The organism is Acinetobacter sp. LipI_19 (assembly GCF_058242925.1).
Genome location: NZ_JBZAYK010000001.1, coordinates 3,963,644 through 3,981,866, shown reverse-complemented (window position 1 = coordinate 3,981,866; position 18,223 = coordinate 3,963,644). Strand labels below are relative to the sequence as shown.

Sequence of the window (18,223 nt, the reverse complement as noted above, 5' to 3'; positions counted from 1 at the left end):
TTCCTTGAATCATTGAGCCACTCCTTTTCCAGCAGCATTTGCCGCATTGCCAGCAGGTGCTACAGTTGAGCTTGCTGGTGCGGTTGTCTGAGGCTTAGGTGCAGCTGCTACCGGTGCAGTCGCACCGCCAAATGGTGAAGCCACTGGTGAGTTTGCACTTACGGTAACAGGCGCTGCCTGTGCTGCAACAACCAATGGTGCTTTAGGACTTGTGACTCGATCAACCAGTTTTAATCCAACATAGCCACGATTAGAACCAATTGGATTTGAAGCATTACCACTAATTAAACGGAATTGAAGTTTCACAAACAAATCACTGTTTTGTTTGCTTGCCCATGTCATTTCAAAGCTTCCATTCAATGACTTACGTTGTGCACTATCGATTAATTTATTGATTCCGTATTCACCCGGCTCATCAAATATAGTATGGGTTTGTCCATCTAAATCGATTGCCGTGATCCGTGCTCCTGGTATTGCACCAGGATTTGGCCACATGAAGTTGACCCATTGTTGGATGCCATTTTCATAAACCAAACGCTGTCCATCAATATCAATGGTATAGGACAATAATTTATTGTTAGGGATCGGATAGAATTGGAAGTTTGACTGATTGGTTGCAACCGGCGCACCCCCTGCTGCTCCAGCAGATGTACCATTAATTGGCGTAGTATATTGCTCAAAATTCATAACGAATTCAGGATTCAAGCCAATCCCCATGTTTTTCCATGTCTTCGATGACAATGTATAACCACGACGAATAACAAATGGATCAAGAGTTTCTTTTACAAATTTAGCAATGCTACCGTTATCACCAAAAATTTGACTAATTTCACTACTGGTCGCTTGAATCGTTCCAGATGAGTTAAATGGCACTTTTTGTGAAAGTGTTTGGCTAAACGGTTGGAAAGCTTGCAAGGTCCAGAGTTTATTTATTTCATCCTGTGCTGGAGTCAACAAACTATCAAAAGATTGGGTTAACGGGCTCACCAACAATTTCTGAACCATTTGCTGATCCAACTCACCTAAACCTACCGTCAATTTTTCATCAACAACTTTTTGAGTGGTGTTGAAAACTGAAGTTTGATCATTAATAGTAAGTTTTGCTAGGGCCAAAGCATTTGGACCAAAGTCACCTGCACTACGTAGATCATTCAATTTACTTCTGACTTGTGCCATATTCTGTAAATAATCATCTAGCAGTGATTTGTTCTGTAAATCATCACGTTTACGAACCAATTGGTAGAATACTTGGAATTGTTGAGAAATCTGCCCTTGTGCTTGATTCGATGCACGTTGGATATCATCCGTTTTACCTTGTCCTAAAACTTTACGCTTAAACCAAGCAACAAATCCGGTTTGTGGCGCAGCAAGTTCAGCTTGAACAATTGGATTATCCCAACTGGTTTCTTTTGCAACACGGTCAATATAGGTACGGATTGGAGAGTTTTGTGGTTCACCCAATACATCCATGACCTTAGCTTGTTGAACAAAATCAGGCCCTTTCGCATAGTGAGTGGCATTAATAAACTTTTTCCATTCAGCAATATATTCTTGTTTATACAACTGGGTTAACTGTTTACGAATTTGGTCAGGGCTACCACTAAAAGTTAAATCGTCTGACTGGGTACTATTCAACACCCAATCTTTGGTATCCGTGGGTTTATTCGCAGCTTCTTCAATGGCTTTATCGACATATTCATCCCATGCTTTTTGGGTAAATATACCAGGCAATGCATAACCACCCAGCATGACATTCCGATTGGTTTCACCGACAATTTGGGCCACGGTCACAGCTGGGAATCGAACCGCCGCGCGCATTTTAATTTCATTATAAACGCGATCACGGGCAGGCATCCCTCGTACAACAGAAAGCAATACTTGACGAGTTTGATCTACCAACTGCGCATCAGACTCTAACACTGGAAACTTTTTATCATTGGCTAAGGTCATTGAATAGCTCAATATTTTTTCAGCTTTTTGAATCATTTCTCCACGTGGCATTTGCCCACGATTGGTATCTAGCCATGAACGCCAGAAGCGAGTGACTTGGTCACTTAAATGACTCGCATCCATATATTGTGGATTGCTCATCATCAAATAGGCTTTTAACGCATTGTAAGCATCTTGCGGATTGGTATCAGAAGGTTCTGATGCAATTTGTGTCGAAGACGCTTGCTTAATTTCAACATTGACATGATTTTGTTTAAGCGTCTGCTCATTGCCTTTTACACGTTGTAGATATTGCGCAATGTTTTGCTGACTTGGTGCTAAAACAATCTGTTTCACACCTTTTAAATATTCAGCTTTTAATTTTTCTTTTAAGTCATTGCCTTGATATAAACCAAATGAAAATTTCAATGGACGATGCTGATCAAAATCATCCAATTGCTCTAAGCGTTGTTGCAAAATCAGTAAAGCATCGATTTGGGTTGAAAGCTCTTGACCTGAAGTTTGCTCCATTTGCACAACTTTATTTAAATCGGCCTGAACATCTGCAATCAATTGTTGATTATTACGATAAGACCATACCCATAAACCCAAAATAATGGAAACACCTAATAATGATGCAATAAACGCCAAATAACGTTTACGTTTTGTGGTCGGGTTAATATGTTGTTTAACTAGGTTTTTATCTTTGAGAATGACTTCTGAGAATAGCCCTTTTAAGAAATAGCCATGATTCTGAGAAATTGAATTTTGTGGAATACCATGTTCACTATTGGGGATTTTAGTCAGCTGAAAATCATCAACAATCTGTTCCGTCATCGGACTTTCTATCACGCCTTCTTGTAAAGCACTCGTAAAGTAAAAGCCACGGAAGACTGGTTTAAACTGATACGGATTTTCTTCAAATAAAGTACCAATAAACGTTTTTAATACAGGTTTTAAAGTCTTAAATTCAAGTGGGAAAGTCATCACACTTGGCGAAATATTTTGCGCATGACGGCGACTTAAATGGGTGGTACTGACCCCTTTTAGTCCATCATATAAAATATTGTAGTGCTTCTCGAAATGTTCCACAGCATTCTGTGATGATTCAGAGTCATAAGGTAAGGTTGCGCCCCAAACTTGATCAAACTCAGCAGATTCATAACATTCAAAAAATTCAGTGAATCCTGCAATCAAATCCATTTTAGAAAAGACCAAATAAACAGGTGCAAAAATTTCTAAACGTTCAGTTAAGTCTTGAATACGCGCTCTTAAACTTTTCGCTAATTTGATCGATTTCTCAGGGCTTTGACTAACCAACTCAGCCACACTAACAATCACAATTAAGCCATTGATCGGCGCTTTAGAGCGGTTCTTTTTCAGAATATTTAAAAAGCCTAACCATTCTGAATGGTCTTCTGAATACACAGAGTATCGACCAGCTGTATCCAACAATACCCCTTCTGTTGAGAAAAACCAATCGCAGTTTCGGGTACCACTGAGTCCTGAAGACACCACTTTTTGATGGGTCTCTTCAAAGGGAAATTTTAATCCAGAATGGTAAATTGCCGAGCTTTTTCCCGCAGCTGGGTTACCAATCACCATATACCAAGGCAACTCATAGAGTGCTGCGTTACCACTTTTATCACCCAATTTAGACTTACGAATCAATTGGATCGAATCTTTCATCTGCTGATTGATCAGATTTAATTCTTCTTTATCTTTTTGTTTTCCATATTCAGCAGTGGTGTCTTGTTGAATCGCTTCAGCCAATGCTTCACCTTGTTCTGCATGTTTACGACGCTGGATCAACCAGTAGATGCCGTAAATCACCAACCCAAGAATGTAAGCTGCAACCATCATAAAGAAGTACTGACGCGGTACTACACTATATGAAGAAACGATCGCAACCAGAATCGAAAGCGCAATCACCAGTTTCGGATTTGTGATGTACTGCCATGCATAGCTTAAAATTGTTTGTATCATTTTCTCTATTTCTTTCTAAATTTATCTGTAAGTTCTATGCAAACTCAGTCCCAACAATCACTTGGGTTTGCTGATGTTCAGCACTATAAACATAACCGTACAACTCATCTTTAAAGTGCAAACTCAACATAAAACCAAAAACTTTGGCTAAGGGTTGGGTATGGCCTAGGCTATTTTTACTGTAAAGATAATGATGCGCTTCAATAGCTGTTTCGGCAAAGTTTTGTTCAAGTTTCTTTAACAGCTTGATCTCTGCTGGGTCGTCTAAGACCAAGACAAAGGGCTGTTCTTGATCAAACTGTTCTGCTTGGTCTAAATTCAACTCTTTTAATGTTTTAGATGCCTGATCAGAATTTAAAGCAATTCGAATATACTTTATTGCTTGTAAATTTTGCAATTCGACCTGGGTATTTGTCATACAACAAGTACTGATATACTCAGATGGAATATATTTTTCAGTCATCCACGTCCGATCATCTATGGTTTCTTGATCAATTTCTGAATCTACTGAAATAAACAGTGATACCTCAGAATCCAAAAGTTGGGTTCTTTTTAGCAACTTAATCCAGTCTTTATACGCAGTTGTTTCACCCCAATAATGATATTCAGTGCCAAATTGCTGATCGAGAATGCCCAGTTCAGTAAGATAATGGTGAACCAATTCTGAAGCTGAACTTTCATCCCAGCTATGGAATAAATTTTCTGGCAAAATAATGTGAATATTCAAATAATTAAGTCGAGGTACTGCTTCTGCGACCTGTTGTTCAATCGGCTCATCTTCATCGTCATGATGAGGGTCAATCCAAGCAGGATGCATACGATATTCATGTGCAAGTTTGGCATCATAAAAGAGTGCGGAGTTTTTTAGGTGCTCTGCTATTTGATATAAAGTTTCAGTATTCTGTTCTAATTGCTGCTGAATTAATGCACTTATACGCTTTTGACGACTAGAAAGACTAGATGCCTCATCCTCTAACGGTTCTTCAATATCTTGAACACGGAATGAAAGAATCGGTAAACCATAACCATTGACCAATTGCGAATCAAGTTCAGGACTTGCCACATCTTGAAGCTGATCAAGCTGTGCTTCATTTTCGCCTAAGGCACTTAAGCTTGTGGCTGAATAAACTTTCAAGTCTACCCATTCAATTTTTTCTTCAACTTTAGCTTCAGTGATTTGTTGTTCTGAACGTTGCTCTGCCTCAATTCTTTGTTGTTCTTTCTTCTCTTGGTGGCTTTGATAAATCTTTTTGATCAACATTGGGCTCAGGATTAACAAAGTAATCGCAGCTGGAATCACGCCAAAGAAAATCAGAAAATCTTGCCCATTTGGGTCATATTTAATATCACGCCAATAAAATACCACGATTACCGAAACTAGTAATATGGTACTGATTAAAGTTCCTAAAATTATTTTGATCACTTATGACACTCCAATCAGTGCATAACACGTTTCATCATTGTCACTTTGAGTTTTTGGCATCACAAAAGCACCTTGTGCCAAACCAATTTGTGTTGTTGAACTTAGTTGTAAAGGCTGGACTTCCTCTTTTGCCAAGACTAAACGTAAATCGACAAATAAGGTTGGACTACACCAACTTTGCAGAATTTTTTTTAACTTCTTACTTAATTTTTTCTTGGGTAAAAATTCTAAATACTGTGCATGGCTCAACGGTCCAATTTGAATCTCGATTTTTCCATCTATTTGTCGAATCGTCTCTCCACAGAATGTATTTACACCTAACAAGAAAGGGCGGTCCCCTCCCAAAGTAGTTTTCTGCTCATTCCCGAGTTTAAACTTTTCAGTAATATATTCTTTGACTTCAACTTGTTGATTGAATACACAGGTCAACATTGTCTTTAATGCATGAGCTGTATTATTTTGACCCTGCATAAGCCCAGAAAATTCAGCAAAATAGTCATCTAGATCACTCTGTTGATGTTGTGTCCTAATATAACCATTTAAAGCATGCAAGATTTCTAAGTAATTATTTTCTTTTTCAACTTCATAACGTACAGGCAAGTTATAACTTAAACTTGCTTCAACAAATTGAGCCGTAAGCTTATGATTAAATAAACCTAGAAACTTTTGAACTTCAACACGCTGTTTACGCGGTGTTTGTTTCACTTTATTAGTATAGGTATACGGCATTGCACCTTGCATACCGGTTAAACCGACAATCAAATTTGTAAGATGAATTTTTTCGTCTTGTTGTTCGAGTAATTCAATTTCATGTTTTGGAAAGTTCAAGTTTAATGAACTTTCAAAAAGAAAATCGTCAGACCAATTCTTTAAAAAAGCGGTATTGGGCGCATGTCTAAATAATCGTGTGGTTTGTATAAATTCAAAAGCTGTAGGGGTTTTAAAAAGCTCATCAATTACAGAAGCTTCTTGCCACCAACGTTCTGTACGCATTGGTATAACTCCTGTTTTGTATTTAAATCTCGAACAAAAACGTCAACAAAGCTGTTCATCTGTACTTTTAAGTTAAAAATATGACTGATCAATTCGCTGAAAATATATAAGCTATGCCCTCTAAAGACTTGGACATCGACATCCATTAAAACCTTAACCCCGCGTACAAACATTGGAAAGGGTTTGGCTTCAACGAGTTTATTGGTGATTTCAAATTCAATTTTTTTAATTGCATCAATAATTAAATGATTTTCTTTAGATTTAGGTAAGTTATAAAGCTCTAGCAATTCTTTAATATGACTTACAGCATCACCTTTCATTAAGGCTAAAGTATTTAATGAAAGGTGCGAAATAATACGCCATTGTTCATTCTTATTTTTTTCAAATTGGAAGGGTGCTGTAGGTCTCTTTAACACCAATGCACGACGAGCAACGGTACTGTCATTCAAGTTCAAGACGTTGTTTGACTGACCCAAAGCTTCGTGCGGTAATTCACGATTGGAACATAACAACTTACAACTAACAAAATCAGACTTAATACTGTGTGGTTCTAATTGTTTAGAAATAATCGAATAGCCCGTTTCTACATATTGATTTTGTAAAACCGTTGGATTTAACGCATAAAAAAACTGAATATCGTCACCATGATAATGACTCATCGCAAAGAAAGGTAGAATTGGGTAAACCACTTGATCTTGATTACTTTTTTCACGGATTAAATTCATTTCAACGATTGAATACACTTGATAGAATTCAGGATGATGTGCATCTGTCATTAAAGGATATTCTAAGTTTTTATGATTGATTTTTTGTGGCTCAGCTTGTTTCTCAAATAAATTGACGACAGGGCTGGTAAATAACTTAAAATTTGCCACATTCAATTCTGAATAGTTGCGAATGATGGCTTGATCATTTAAATTCAGTTTTAAATGGATTTGAACTTCAAAACTCAAATTTTCTTCTTTTAATAATTTTAAAAAATCTAAATTCAAATTTAAATAACTAAACTTTTCAGGAAAACAGAAATATTCGATTAATAATCGATAAGCATGATGTGTATGTTGATCAACGGGCAATAAACTTTCATTTTCATCAAAACCCATCACTTCAAACGGATTTTTTATCGGCACAACCTTGTTATTGATGCGAAGACTAAAACTGGTTTCTTTATGGAAAATATGATCTAAAACTTGCAAAGGAAAGTTTGAAATGGCATCCAGATAAATGGGCAGCTTTTCATTTTTTAACCAATTTTTAGCAGGGTTTAATAATTCAAATTTTAAATTTAATGTCGCATTTTGGTTTAAATGAATATGTGCACTGGGATTGGTTTGAAAACTCAGACTTTCCAGTTGAATAGGCAATAATTTAACTTCAGCACTGGTATTAAACTCACATTGGACACCTTTGAAACTTCTTGACTTTAAAGTGGTTCCTTTGGGAATAATGTGAACATCCCTCAATTGTTTTTGCTTATTTAAGTCTTCAAAACTCACCACAGAACACGCTGGAAAATGACGTAAATATTGAGGAAACATTACCTCAAATAAAGAACGGGTAAAGATGTCGTAACTATCAGCTAACTTTTTATCGATACGTGCAGCAATTAAAGAAAATGCCTGTATAAGGCGTTCAATATGAGGATCATCAATTTGTTCTTGATTTAAAGATAATCGTTGTGCAATTTTCGGGTATTTATCTGCAAAAGCACGAGACTGCTGTCCAAATTCTTGTAATTGCTTTTCATAATACGGTAAAAGTTCTTCTATCACGACATACCTACTTTATTTTAAGATCTGGCAGAAATCACATATTGCTGTGTTGTTGGCTTAAGTAAGGCATCAAAAATTACAGGTTCATAAAGTGGGTGAATATTTAAATAAGCTTGAATGCTTAAACATAACGAACCAACATTTTGGTCATCTAACTGCATTTCTACTTTAATTTGTTTTAAGCGTGGCTCATGAGCAGCAATCGACTGTTCTATAGATTGACAGATAGTATCCCGATCAGTTGGATTTGCGGTTGAAAGTCCAACAAAATCAATAATACCAAACTGTATGATAGACTTTTTGACTAAAGGGAAATCATCGATTTCCAAATCCAGTTTGGCAATTCGTGTATTTAATAAGTCTTCTAAATCATGGGCAACAGACTCTCTTAACTCATGAATAGAAAGCCCTTTTATATAATCATCTTCAACAATTAAACGATCAAATAGTGTAGATCGAAATCCATAGGGGTAAAGTTGATCTAAATTCATAATGTATATTCTAATAATATGAAACAGATAGGGACCCAAGTCCCTATCTGTTTCAACAAACAATTAAGCAGCGTAAGATGCAGTATTGTTAGAAAGAGACCATTTCTTAGTAACGGCACCTTTAGCAGAACCGTTAATATCTTGTTGATTATAAGTCCACTCAACCGCAGCATATTTTAGACCAAATGCTTCAGTTGGAACACCTTCTTCATTTACGGTAGGCGTTACACTTGAAACAAGTACATGCTTAAGTTTGATTTGAAGGTACTTAATACGTTTGTCACCATTTGCGCGGTAGAAGTCAATTTGAACTTCATCAAATGTATAACCCGCAGAACATGCTTCCCAAAGTTTTGGACTAGTTGCATCCAAATCTTTAACAAAAAGCATATCTGAGTGTTCTACACGTTCAGCAGTATGACCACCAACGCTTGAAGAAGTCGCAGATTTTGGCTGACGAATATTATGAGACCAAGAATTAACTTCTAGCCAATTTTTGTGCTCAGAATCACGTGACTCGCCATCAACTTTGTACTTACCTTGAAATTGAACGTATATATCTTTCATTGGATTTACCCTTATTTTTTAAAGTTATTATTTAGCCACGCTCTATTTTAATTCGAGGACTGAGGTAACTCAGTGACAAGTCGCAAAGAAACCGACAACTCATCTAGCTGGAAATGCGGTCTTAAGAAGACCACAGACTTGTAGTGCCCTGGCTCTGCAGGATTCTCTACAACTTTTACAGAAGCTTCACGCAATGGATACTGCGCTTTTGCTTCTTGTGAAGCACCATCATCAAGCAATACATATTGTGATAGCCATTCATTTAAAAATGCTTCTACATTACCTGCTGAAGCAAAGCTTCCGACTTTATCTCGCATCATTGCTTTTAAGTAATGTGCAATTCGAGAAACAGCCATGATGTATTGGATCTGGCTAGATAACGACGAATTCGCATTTGCTGTATCACTGTCATACTTCTTCGGTTTTTGCGTAGACTGCGCACCAAAAAATGCTGCGTAATCTGTATTTTTACAATGAACTAATGGAATAAAACCTAAGTCACTCAGCTCTTTCTCACGACGGTCAGTGATCGCAATTTCTGTTGGACACTTAAATACAACTTCACCGTCATTGGTTTTAAAAGTATGTACTGGTAAGCCTTCGACCATACCACCACCTTCAACACCGCGAATCGCAGCACACCAACCATGGAGATCAAATGCATTGGTCAAACGGGTACCAAACGCATAAGCTGCATTCATCCACAAATATTCATCATGGTTTTGCCCTGAAACTTCTTCTACAAAGTTAAAGCCTTCAGTCGCCCAACCTTCTTTTGGATCATAAGGCAAACGGCCTAAAACGCGTGGCATTGTCAACGCAACATAACGAGCGTCATCACTTTCACGGAAAGAACGCCACTGTACATATTCTGCTGTTTCAAATACTTTTGAAACATCACGTGGACGATCAATATCAGTAAATGATTCAAGACCTAACATATTGCTGCTTGCTGCCGAAATAAACGGAGCATGTGCTGCTGCTGCAACATGTGAAATCTGTTCTAACAGATACATATCTGAAGGTGTGCGGTCAAACTCAAAATCACCGATCAATGTCGCATAAGGTGCACCACCGAATGATCCATATTCTTCTTCATAAACTTTTTTAAACAAGGTGCTTTGATCGAAATCTGTTGCACCTTGAAAATCTTTGACCAATTCTTTTTTCGTTGTATTTAACATACGAATTTTGATCAATGGATTTGATGGGGACTCTTGACAGAAGTAATACAAACCACGCCAAGTTGATTCAATTTTTTGAAACTGCTCATTGTGCATGATTTTACTGAGCTGTTTTGAAATCAACGCATCTATTTCAGCAATACGTTTATCAATCGACAAAGACATATTTTCTGAAACAGTGATTGTTCCTGCCATTACTTCTTTGGCCAACTCACCAATCAAGCTTTTAGCACGGTCATGCTCTTCGTCATTGCGTGCAATTCGGCTGCGTTCCACGATAGAATCAAGTAAACTTACTTCTTCTACGGCTGCATCTTGCGCAGTATTGGTTTGTAAATTACTCATTTTCAGGACCCGCCTCAGCACTTAATTTACGAATCTGATCAGTATTTTGTAAGACTTCATCCAGTAAATCTTCCAAACGCTCACTATTTGAAATTTTGTTTCTCAAATCTGTTAAACGTTCACGAGCTTCAACTAATTTTCTCAATGGCTCTACTTGTTGTACTACTTGTTCTGGTCTGAAATCTTCCATCGATTTAAAAGTTAAATCGACTGACATACGCCCACCCTCTTCAGTTAACGTATTTTCAACTTGATATGCAGCTCGTGGAGACAATGATTCCATCACTTCATCAATGTTTTCTAAGTCGACATTGATAAATTTTTTATCTTTTAATTTGGTTTTTTCTAACTCAGAAGCAGCTGAAAAGTCACCTAAAACACCCACAACAAACGGTAGTTCTTTAATTTCTTTACCATCACCGACTTCAACATCATAAGTCAGTTGAACACGTGGTGGTCGGATTCGCTGTAATTTCTTCTGTACACTTTCACGTTTTGACATTTTTGTTATCCATTAATTTGAGCAATAAATTATGTTGGGAAATTCGGTCTTGGTGCTGATGACGTAGACTTCGGTTTCGCTGGCGTCGCAGTAGGCTTTGTAGCTGGTTTTGTAGCAGGCGTTGAGCGTGTTGGTGTAGTACGACTCTTCTGAGGGCGACTTACCTTCTGAGGACGAGCACGCTCTACAACTGGAGCACTTTCCTGATTTTTTTCAACCAAAACTGCTGCTGGCATTGCTTGTCTAACTGCGTCAGTAAAACTTTTTGCAACAGGATAGGTTTTATCCTCAGTCAAATATCTCATTTCACGTGTACGCATTTTATTCAATGCGTCAGAAGCTAAGCCAATTCCTGCAAGGAATTTGACATCCGTTAACTCATTGCTTTGTATATTTTGCGCTTCTAAATAATTAACAATTTGGATGGCTTTATCATTTTTCCCAATTTGCTGAAACTTTTCTGCTGCCGAGACCAACAGTTTGTTTTTATTGTCTTTATTTTTCTTATCACACAATTGTGAATAGACCGCCAACAACTCAGGATTAGTTTCTCCCTCAACCATTGGGTAATCTTTTATACAGGATCTTTTTAGTTTGATTTCATCATCTGCGTAGACAAATGTAGTCGCCAATGATGTGCCAAGAACTAAAATATATGGAATAAAATTCTTCAAAATCCAACCTCAATATTTACTTGATTCAGTTATTCAATAAATTTACTTTTGATGTTTTATAAATATGTATAATTAAGCAATTTCGTTAAAGACTTAAAAATAAGACTAAAAAAACGTGCTCTCGTCAAGTTAAATTTCGTATCAATATTTTAACCGTTTGATAAAAATGACTTTTTTAATTGGTTGTATAATATACATAATATCCTATCTTCACAAAAGTTTTTTTTTATGTAAAATATTTCCAGTGATTTTTAAAAAATTATTAAATATTTGATTTCAATATACTAATTTTAATGCCAAATTTATAGGCTAGAAAATTTAGAATTTATTTGCCTAGAAATAAAGTTTTTTGAGAGAGACAGAAAATGACAGATCTAAAAGTTTTGATTAAAAAGTTATCAGCATCCTCACGTACATCTTTAGAACAATCCGCCAATTTATGTGTAAACCATCAAAATTTTGAAATCGAAATCGAACATTTTTTTGTCAAATTATTAGAACAACAATCCAATGATCTTGAACTTATACTTAATAAATACAAAATTTCAAAAGATGCACTTTTAACGGATTTATTAGAGTGTATTTCTCAACTTCCTAAAGGAAATACCCGTACACCTATTTTTTCCAAATCAATTGTTAGACTCCTTGAGCAAGCATGGTTACTTGCTTCAGCTGAACAAGATCCAGTGATTCGAAGCAGTCATTTATTGATTGCTCTTTTAACAGCATCTGATCTTTACCAAATTGCCATTCGAGCATCAAGCTTATTTGATCTGTTTCCCATCGATACGATGAAACATAAATTCTTGGAAATTTGTGTAAAGAGTACCGAAAATATCCCAACAAATGTTCAAGAGCAAGAAGCAGAACTTAAAAATACCCTAACAGACAATCATGCTTCGAACAACAAGACACCTGCATTAGATCAATTCACCATTAATTTAACTGAAAAAGCACAAAAGGGTGGGATTGATCCGGTCATTGGACGTGAATATGAAATCCGTTTAATGCTTGATATCTTAATGCGCCGTCGTCAAAACAATCCTATTTTAACGGGTGAACCTGGTGTGGGTAAAACGGCAGTTGTGGAAGGTCTGGCATTAAAGATCTCACAGAACCAAGTGCCTGATGCATTAAAAAATGTCCAATTACACTCTTTGGATATGGGGCTGTTACAAGCAGGCGCAAGTGTTAAAGGTGAGTTTGAAAACCGCTTAAAACAAGTTATTCAAGAAGTGCAACAGTCTTCACATCCGATTATTCTGTTTATTGATGAAGCCCATACCATGATTGGCGCCGGCGGCCAGGCTGGGCAAAATGATGCAGCGAACTTATTAAAACCTGCACTTGCGCGGGGTGAATTACGCACCATTGCAGCTACAACTTGGGCCGAATATAAACAGTATTTTGAAAAAGATGCTGCTTTAAGTCGTCGTTTCCAAGTGGTCAAAGTAGAAGAACCGACTGAAGAAGTCGCGATCGATATGCTACGTGCCATGATTCCAGTGATGGCCAATCACTTTAATTTAAGTATTGATGATGAAGCGATTATCACCGCTGTTCATTCTTCACATCGTTATATTAGTGGCCGCCAACTCCCGGATAAAGCCATTAGTGTGCTTGACACCGCTGCAGCTCGTGTTGCGCTAACCCAAAATGCTCAACCAGTCAAACTCGATCAACTCAAAGCACAACAACATAATTTAAATCTTGAATTCAATATTATTGAAAGTGAACACCGTCACCAGCCAATTCATGAAGAGCGTTTAACTCAGTTAACATCATCATTGGAATTACTTGATCAAGAAATTCAGCAAACAGAACAACAATGGCAAGCTGAATTGGCTCTGATTCAAAAAATCCAAGCATTAGAAACCGCTGAACAGGCCGATTCAAACAAAGATGAGATCTTCAATACACGTACGCAGTTATCTGTGTTACAAGGTCAGCAACCACTGGTCTTTGAACGTGTAAATGCCCAAATTATTAATGAAATTATTTCAGACTGGACTGGTATTCCTGTTGGCAAAATGGTCAATGATGAAATTAAGCAAATTCTCAGTCTGGAAGAAAAACTTGAAAAACGGGTGATGGGACAAGATTATGCCCTACATCAGTTGGTTCAAGGTATTAAAACCTCAAAAGCACGTTTAGAAGACCCAAATAAACCACAGGGTGTTTTCATGCTTGTTGGTCCAAGCGGTGTAGGTAAAACAGAAACTGCCTTAGCACTTGCTAATGAACTTTATGGTGGTGAGTCACATTTAATCACTATCAATATGTCTGAATACCAAGAGGCGCATACGGTTTCTTCGCTTAAAGGCGCGCCTCCAGGATATGTCGGGTATGGTCAAGGCGGTGTTTTGACTGAAGCCGTTCGACGTAATCCGTATAGCGTTGTGTTATTAGACGAGATTGAAAAAGCACACAGCGATGTCCAAGAGCTGTTCTATCAAGTTTTTGATAAAGGTACACTCGAAGATGGTGAAGGTCGTGTGATTGATTTTAAAAACACCACGATATTACTGACTTCAAATACAGGGTCAAATGCCATCATGCAAGCATGCCTAAATCAACCTGTCGAAGAATGGCCAAGTGCTGAAGAGCTGACTGAACAACTCAAACCAAGCTTATACAAACAATTTAAGCCGGCATTCTTAGGCCGTATGCGAATTGTCCCATACTTCCCGCTACATGATGATCTTTTAGTCAGAATTATTGAGCATAAACTCGGAAAAATTACAGCACGACTCGAAAAACAGTATGAAACGAAAGTGACATATAGCGATGATTTAATCGAATTAATTCTAAGTCGTTGCACTGAAGTTGATAGTGGTGCACGGAATGTTGATAATATTTTAAATGCCTCTGTGTTACCTGCTTTAGCCACTGAAATATTGGTGGCTTTGGCTGAACAAAAAATTCCAAAAGTCATTCATATTGATACGAAAGATGATGAAATCATTTACCTGTTAGATCCACAAGCGAAGCCAGCAAAGAAAAAGTCGAGCAAAAAGTCAAAAGTTGTGGAAGCTTAAATATATACGAGTATAGAAAATGGATATAAATTTAGACGTCTTATTAGAGCCTATTTCTGATGCTCATCCGTGTGGAGAAGATTTGTCTTTTTCCAATGAGTTTCACGAAATTAAAAAAGCACGTACCCATGATGATCCTTTATTAGACCAAGGTGATTGGATTTCTGAACCAAAGCAAGCCGACTGGTCGTTTGTTGCAGAAAAATCAATCCAATTACTCACACAAAAAACCAAAGATATTCGTTTATTAACATGGCTTACAGAAGCTTGGACAAACCTCTATGGCTTTGAAGGGCTAATTAAAGGGCTAGAACTGAGTCACCGTGTTTTAGAACAGTTCTGGTTGAAGATTCATCCTGAAATTGAAGATGATGACTTAGATCAACGCCTAGGATTACTGCAAGGTTTTACCACCCAATTACCGAGCTTGGTAAAGAATGTTCCGCTCATCAACATTCAACCGTTTTATTCACTTGCGCAATACGAAAAATTCTTACACTTACAGAATAATCGTCGTAAGCAAGCAGAAGATTCTGACAGTGTAGAAGCATCCTTAGAGTTAGATCAATTCAATCAAGCGCTTTTCAATACTTCTCGAACTTTTCAATATCAAAATTATCAGCAATTTCAAGAAATTTTGCAGCATTGGAATATTATCAAACAAACATTAGATGCACTGATGGAGCTGGAAGCACCGAGCTTTGCAAGTATCGATTCGCAGTTTGAAAATATTCAAATGAATCTGAAAAAAATCTATAAAGCCGACTCATTTGGGAATAATAACAATACAACCACAGTTGAAGATACCCCAGCTCAAATGACCATGCCGGTAACAGAAACAACGCATTCAGCTCCAATTCCGCAAGCGCAAACATTTCAACCTCAACCACAAAGCCATTTACAAAATCGTGAACAGGCAATGCGGGTTTTACAAGAGATTGCTGATTACTTTCAAACCAACGAGCCGCATAGTCCTGTGAGTTATATGCTGCAAAAAACAATTAAATGGAGCCAAATGCCTTTACATGAATGGTTAACTCAAGTCATTAAAAATGATAATCCCCTTGATTCTATTCATGAGTTATTGGGCGTAAACCAAAATAATGAATCTTCTGAATGGTAATCATCTATGTTTAAAGCAGAAAAAGTTCTTTGGGGTGAAGGTTTATTTTTAAGACCACAACACTTCCAATTACAAGACACGTACCAAGAACAACGACTTAATCACACCATTCGTTCAACGATTCCTTATCCTTATGGAATTAAAAATCTTCGATTTGACGAAACACAACTGGGCACACATGTACTTGCTTTAGAGCAAATTGATATGATTTGGCAGGATGGTGAAATTTACCAAGCACCAGCCAAAGATCTGTTACCACAACCGATTTTATTGGATGAACTGAACTTACGTGGGGAAATGTTAATCTACTTAGCATTGCCTATTTTACAACCCAATAAGAAGAACATCTCTGATGAACAGGATAAACAACCTGCTCGCTACCATTCATATTTGAATGAAACTCATGATCTTTTTACTGATGCATCCCCTGCTGAAATTACATTTCTTCGACGCCGAACTGAATTTAAACTTTTTGATGTTCAAGCAGATCCAAATCAAGATTTAGATGGTTTTTTATATCTCGCCATCGGAAAAATCCGGCGTCATAGCTCAGGGAATTTTGAAATTGATTCAAAATATATTCCACCAATTTTACATATTCAGTCAAATGAAACCTTATTGGCAAATTTGAAGCGAACACTGAACGTTGTTCGTGCCAAAATTAAGATGATTCAAACCAATAACCGTGAAAATGAACAAAAGCTCATTGAATTTAGATCGGGTGATATTGTTTCATTCTGGTTGGTCAATGCACTAAATACCGCTCATGCGACCTTGAATCATCTGTTACAAAATCCGCAGATTCACCCTGAAAAACTATTTTTTGAACTTCTGCGTTTAACTGGCTCATTGCTGACATTCTCGACCGCATACGAAGTTGAGCATTTGCCACAATATCAACATCATAACTTGCAAGATAGCTTTAGCCAGCTTGATAAAATTTTACGCGAATTGCTCGATACAATTATTTCAAGCCGTTATATCAGTATTGCACTGAAAGAAATTCGCCCATCTTATTGGGTGGGAAGTTTGGAAACAGATAAAATCACTAAAGAATCAAGGCTTTATATTGCTGTTTCTAGTAGCATGATGCAAACCCATGAACTGATTCAAATTGTCCCGCTGCGTTTCAAAGTCGGGAATACTGTTGATGTTGAACAACGTGTTGTTGCGGCACTTCCTGCAATCCCAATTCATCATTTAGTCCAAATTCCAACTGCTATTCCGGTACGTTCTGGTGTGAATTATTTTGAAATTGAACCACATCATGAAATGTATCAACGTATGCTTGATTCTGAAACCATCTGTATTTATGTCCCTGCAGGTTTCCAAGATATCAGTATTGAATTAATTGCAGTGATGAATGGTTAAGCGAGGAGTATGTCATGAGCCAGAATAATATTGCCCCCTCACTGTTTGATGATGGACAAATTGGTGGAGGTTCTTTACCTCAACAATCCAAAATCACACAAGCAACCAATTTAGTCGATCTTCTACATGACGGATTTTATATTGTATTCTTATTGAAGAATCAGTATGTTCCAGAAAATGCAAACGGCTTTAAAGACAAAATTTTAGACTTGTTGAATCGATTTGAACATCAAGCAAAAAAACTGCAGTTTTCTCCTGAAGATATTCATGATGCAAAATATGCATATTGTGCCTTAATTGATGAAACCATTGTTACCCAACAAGATCCATCATTTTTTAACCTACAAAATCATTGGTTAATCAGCCCACTTCAATTAACTTTATTTGGTTCACAACTTGCAGGTTATCGTTTCTTTGAGTTTCTCGAACTGATCCGTGCTCGTGGTAAAGAACGATTGGCTTCACTCGAAGTCTATCATTATTGCTTATTACTTGGCTTTCAAGGTAAGTATCGTATTGAATCGATTGAAAGTTTAAATCATCTTGTGGCTCGGGTCGGTGATGAAATCGATTATTTAAAAGGCAAAAAGACCGCTTTTTCTCCTTTTGCAGCTTTACCAGATCAAATCAAAAATATTATTCATAAAGAATTACCCTTTGTTTGGATTTTAATTTTCCTGTTGTTATTTGCTGTACTAGCTTTCGCTGGCCTAAAATTCATGTTGAATAAAACAGAAGATGCTTCTATTGCGAAATTTAATAATGTGATTTCTGCACCTGCTGAACAAGCACATATCACTATTCAATTGCCTTGACAGGTTGAAT

General features: G+C 37.1%; 13 protein-coding genes. 4 read left to right on the top strand and 9 right to left on the bottom strand.

What is annotated here, in order from left to right:
* Positions 1 to 9: 9 nt before the first annotated feature.
* The 9 genes from tssM to AC4CVF_RS19045 form a co-directional block, all read right to left on the bottom strand.
* Positions 10 to 3,912: a type VI secretion system membrane subunit TssM gene (gene tssM / locus AC4CVF_RS19085; protein WP_490789935.1), complete on the bottom strand. Its 3,903-nt coding sequence runs from the start codon at positions 3,910 to 3,912 to the stop codon at positions 10 to 12.
* Between the two features lie 37 nt (positions 3,913 to 3,949).
* Entirely contained in the window at positions 3,950 to 5,338 is a 1,389-nt protein-coding gene (locus AC4CVF_RS19080) for a hypothetical protein (protein WP_490789827.1), read from the bottom strand.
* Positions 5,339 to 6,331 carry a type VI secretion system baseplate subunit TssG gene (gene tssG / locus AC4CVF_RS19075; protein ID WP_336953848.1) on the bottom strand — a complete coding sequence of 331 codons (993 nt, stop codon included), beginning with the start codon at positions 6,329 to 6,331 and terminating at the stop codon, positions 5,339 to 5,341.
* Positions 6,295 to 8,103, bottom strand: coding sequence for a type VI secretion system baseplate subunit TssF (gene tssF / locus AC4CVF_RS19070; RefSeq protein ID WP_490789826.1), 1,809 nt, complete (start codon positions 8,101 to 8,103; stop codon positions 6,295 to 6,297). Before tssF ends, tssG begins: the two co-directional genes overlap by 37 nt.
* A gap of 17 nt (positions 8,104 to 8,120) precedes the next feature.
* Positions 8,121 to 8,594, bottom strand: coding sequence for a type VI secretion system baseplate subunit TssE (gene tssE, locus AC4CVF_RS19065; RefSeq protein ID WP_034617192.1), 474 nt, complete (start codon positions 8,592 to 8,594; stop codon positions 8,121 to 8,123).
* A 63-nt stretch (positions 8,595 to 8,657) separates the two neighbouring features.
* Positions 8,658 to 9,161 carry an Hcp family type VI secretion system effector gene (locus tag AC4CVF_RS19060; RefSeq protein ID WP_004723558.1) on the bottom strand — a complete coding sequence of 168 codons (504 nt, stop codon included), beginning with the start codon at positions 9,159 to 9,161 and terminating at the stop codon, positions 8,658 to 8,660.
* A 47-nt stretch (positions 9,162 to 9,208) separates the two neighbouring features.
* On the bottom strand, positions 9,209 to 10,690 hold the full coding sequence (tssC, locus tag AC4CVF_RS19055) for a type VI secretion system contractile sheath large subunit (protein WP_336953850.1): 1,482 nt from the start codon (positions 10,688 to 10,690) through the stop codon (positions 9,209 to 9,211).
* A complete protein-coding gene (tssB, locus tag AC4CVF_RS19050; RefSeq protein ID WP_004723560.1) occupies positions 10,683 to 11,192 on the bottom strand; it encodes a type VI secretion system contractile sheath small subunit in 510 nt (169 codons plus the stop codon). The genes tssC and tssB overlap by 8 nt, the downstream gene beginning before the upstream one ends.
* A gap of 29 nt (positions 11,193 to 11,221) precedes the next feature.
* Entirely contained in the window at positions 11,222 to 11,866 is a 645-nt protein-coding gene (locus AC4CVF_RS19045) for a hypothetical protein (RefSeq protein ID WP_336953851.1), read from the bottom strand.
* A 365-nt stretch (positions 11,867 to 12,231) separates the two neighbouring features.
* Here AC4CVF_RS19045 and tssH point away from each other — a divergent pair, with 365 nt between their 5' ends.
* Genes tssH through icmH form a run of 4 tightly spaced genes read left to right on the top strand, consistent with a single transcriptional unit; the run spans position 12,232 to position 18,213 of the window.
* Positions 12,232 to 14,904 carry a type VI secretion system ATPase TssH gene (gene tssH / locus AC4CVF_RS19040; RefSeq protein WP_490789825.1) on the top strand — a complete coding sequence of 891 codons (2,673 nt, stop codon included), beginning with the start codon at positions 12,232 to 12,234 and terminating at the stop codon, positions 14,902 to 14,904.
* 19 nt (positions 14,905 to 14,923) lie between these two features.
* Positions 14,924 to 16,027, top strand: coding sequence for a type VI secretion system protein TssA (tssA, locus tag AC4CVF_RS19035; RefSeq protein WP_419360136.1), 1,104 nt, complete (start codon positions 14,924 to 14,926; stop codon positions 16,025 to 16,027).
* 6 nt (positions 16,028 to 16,033) lie between these two features.
* Positions 16,034 to 17,398 (top strand): type VI secretion system baseplate subunit TssK, encoded by a 1,365-nt coding sequence (tssK, locus tag AC4CVF_RS19030; RefSeq protein ID WP_004823587.1) that lies wholly within the window; start codon positions 16,034 to 16,036, stop codon positions 17,396 to 17,398.
* 14 nt (positions 17,399 to 17,412) lie between these two features.
* Complete coding sequence (gene icmH, locus AC4CVF_RS19025) at positions 17,413 to 18,213, top strand: type IVB secretion system protein IcmH/DotU (RefSeq protein ID WP_336953853.1); 801 nt, start codon at positions 17,413 to 17,415, stop codon at positions 18,211 to 18,213.
* Positions 18,214 to 18,223 lie beyond the last annotated feature (10 nt).

Excerpts from the sequence above, each read along its gene's own strand:
- tssG (WP_336953848.1), bottom strand. The coding sequence starts at position 6,331 with ATGCGTACAGAACGTTGGTGGCAAGAAGCTTCTGTAATTGATGAGCTT.
- tssE (WP_034617192.1), bottom strand. The coding sequence starts at position 8,594 with ATGAATTTAGATCAACTTTACCCCTATGGATTTCGATCTACACTATTT.
- AC4CVF_RS19060 (WP_004723558.1), bottom strand. The coding sequence starts at position 9,161 with ATGAAAGATATATACGTTCAATTTCAAGGTAAGTACAAAGTTGATGGC.
- tssC (WP_336953850.1), bottom strand. The coding sequence starts at position 10,690 with ATGAGTAATTTACAAACCAATACTGCGCAAGATGCAGCCGTAGAAGAA.
- tssB (WP_004723560.1), bottom strand. The coding sequence starts at position 11,192 with ATGTCAAAACGTGAAAGTGTACAGAAGAAATTACAGCGAATCCGACCA.
- tssH (WP_490789825.1), top strand. The coding sequence starts at position 12,232 with ATGACAGATCTAAAAGTTTTGATTAAAAAGTTATCAGCATCCTCACGT.
- tssA (WP_419360136.1), top strand. The coding sequence starts at position 14,924 with ATGGATATAAATTTAGACGTCTTATTAGAGCCTATTTCTGATGCTCAT.
- tssK (WP_004823587.1), top strand. The coding sequence starts at position 16,034 with ATGTTTAAAGCAGAAAAAGTTCTTTGGGGTGAAGGTTTATTTTTAAGA.
- icmH (WP_336953853.1), top strand. The coding sequence starts at position 17,413 with ATGAGCCAGAATAATATTGCCCCCTCACTGTTTGATGATGGACAAATT.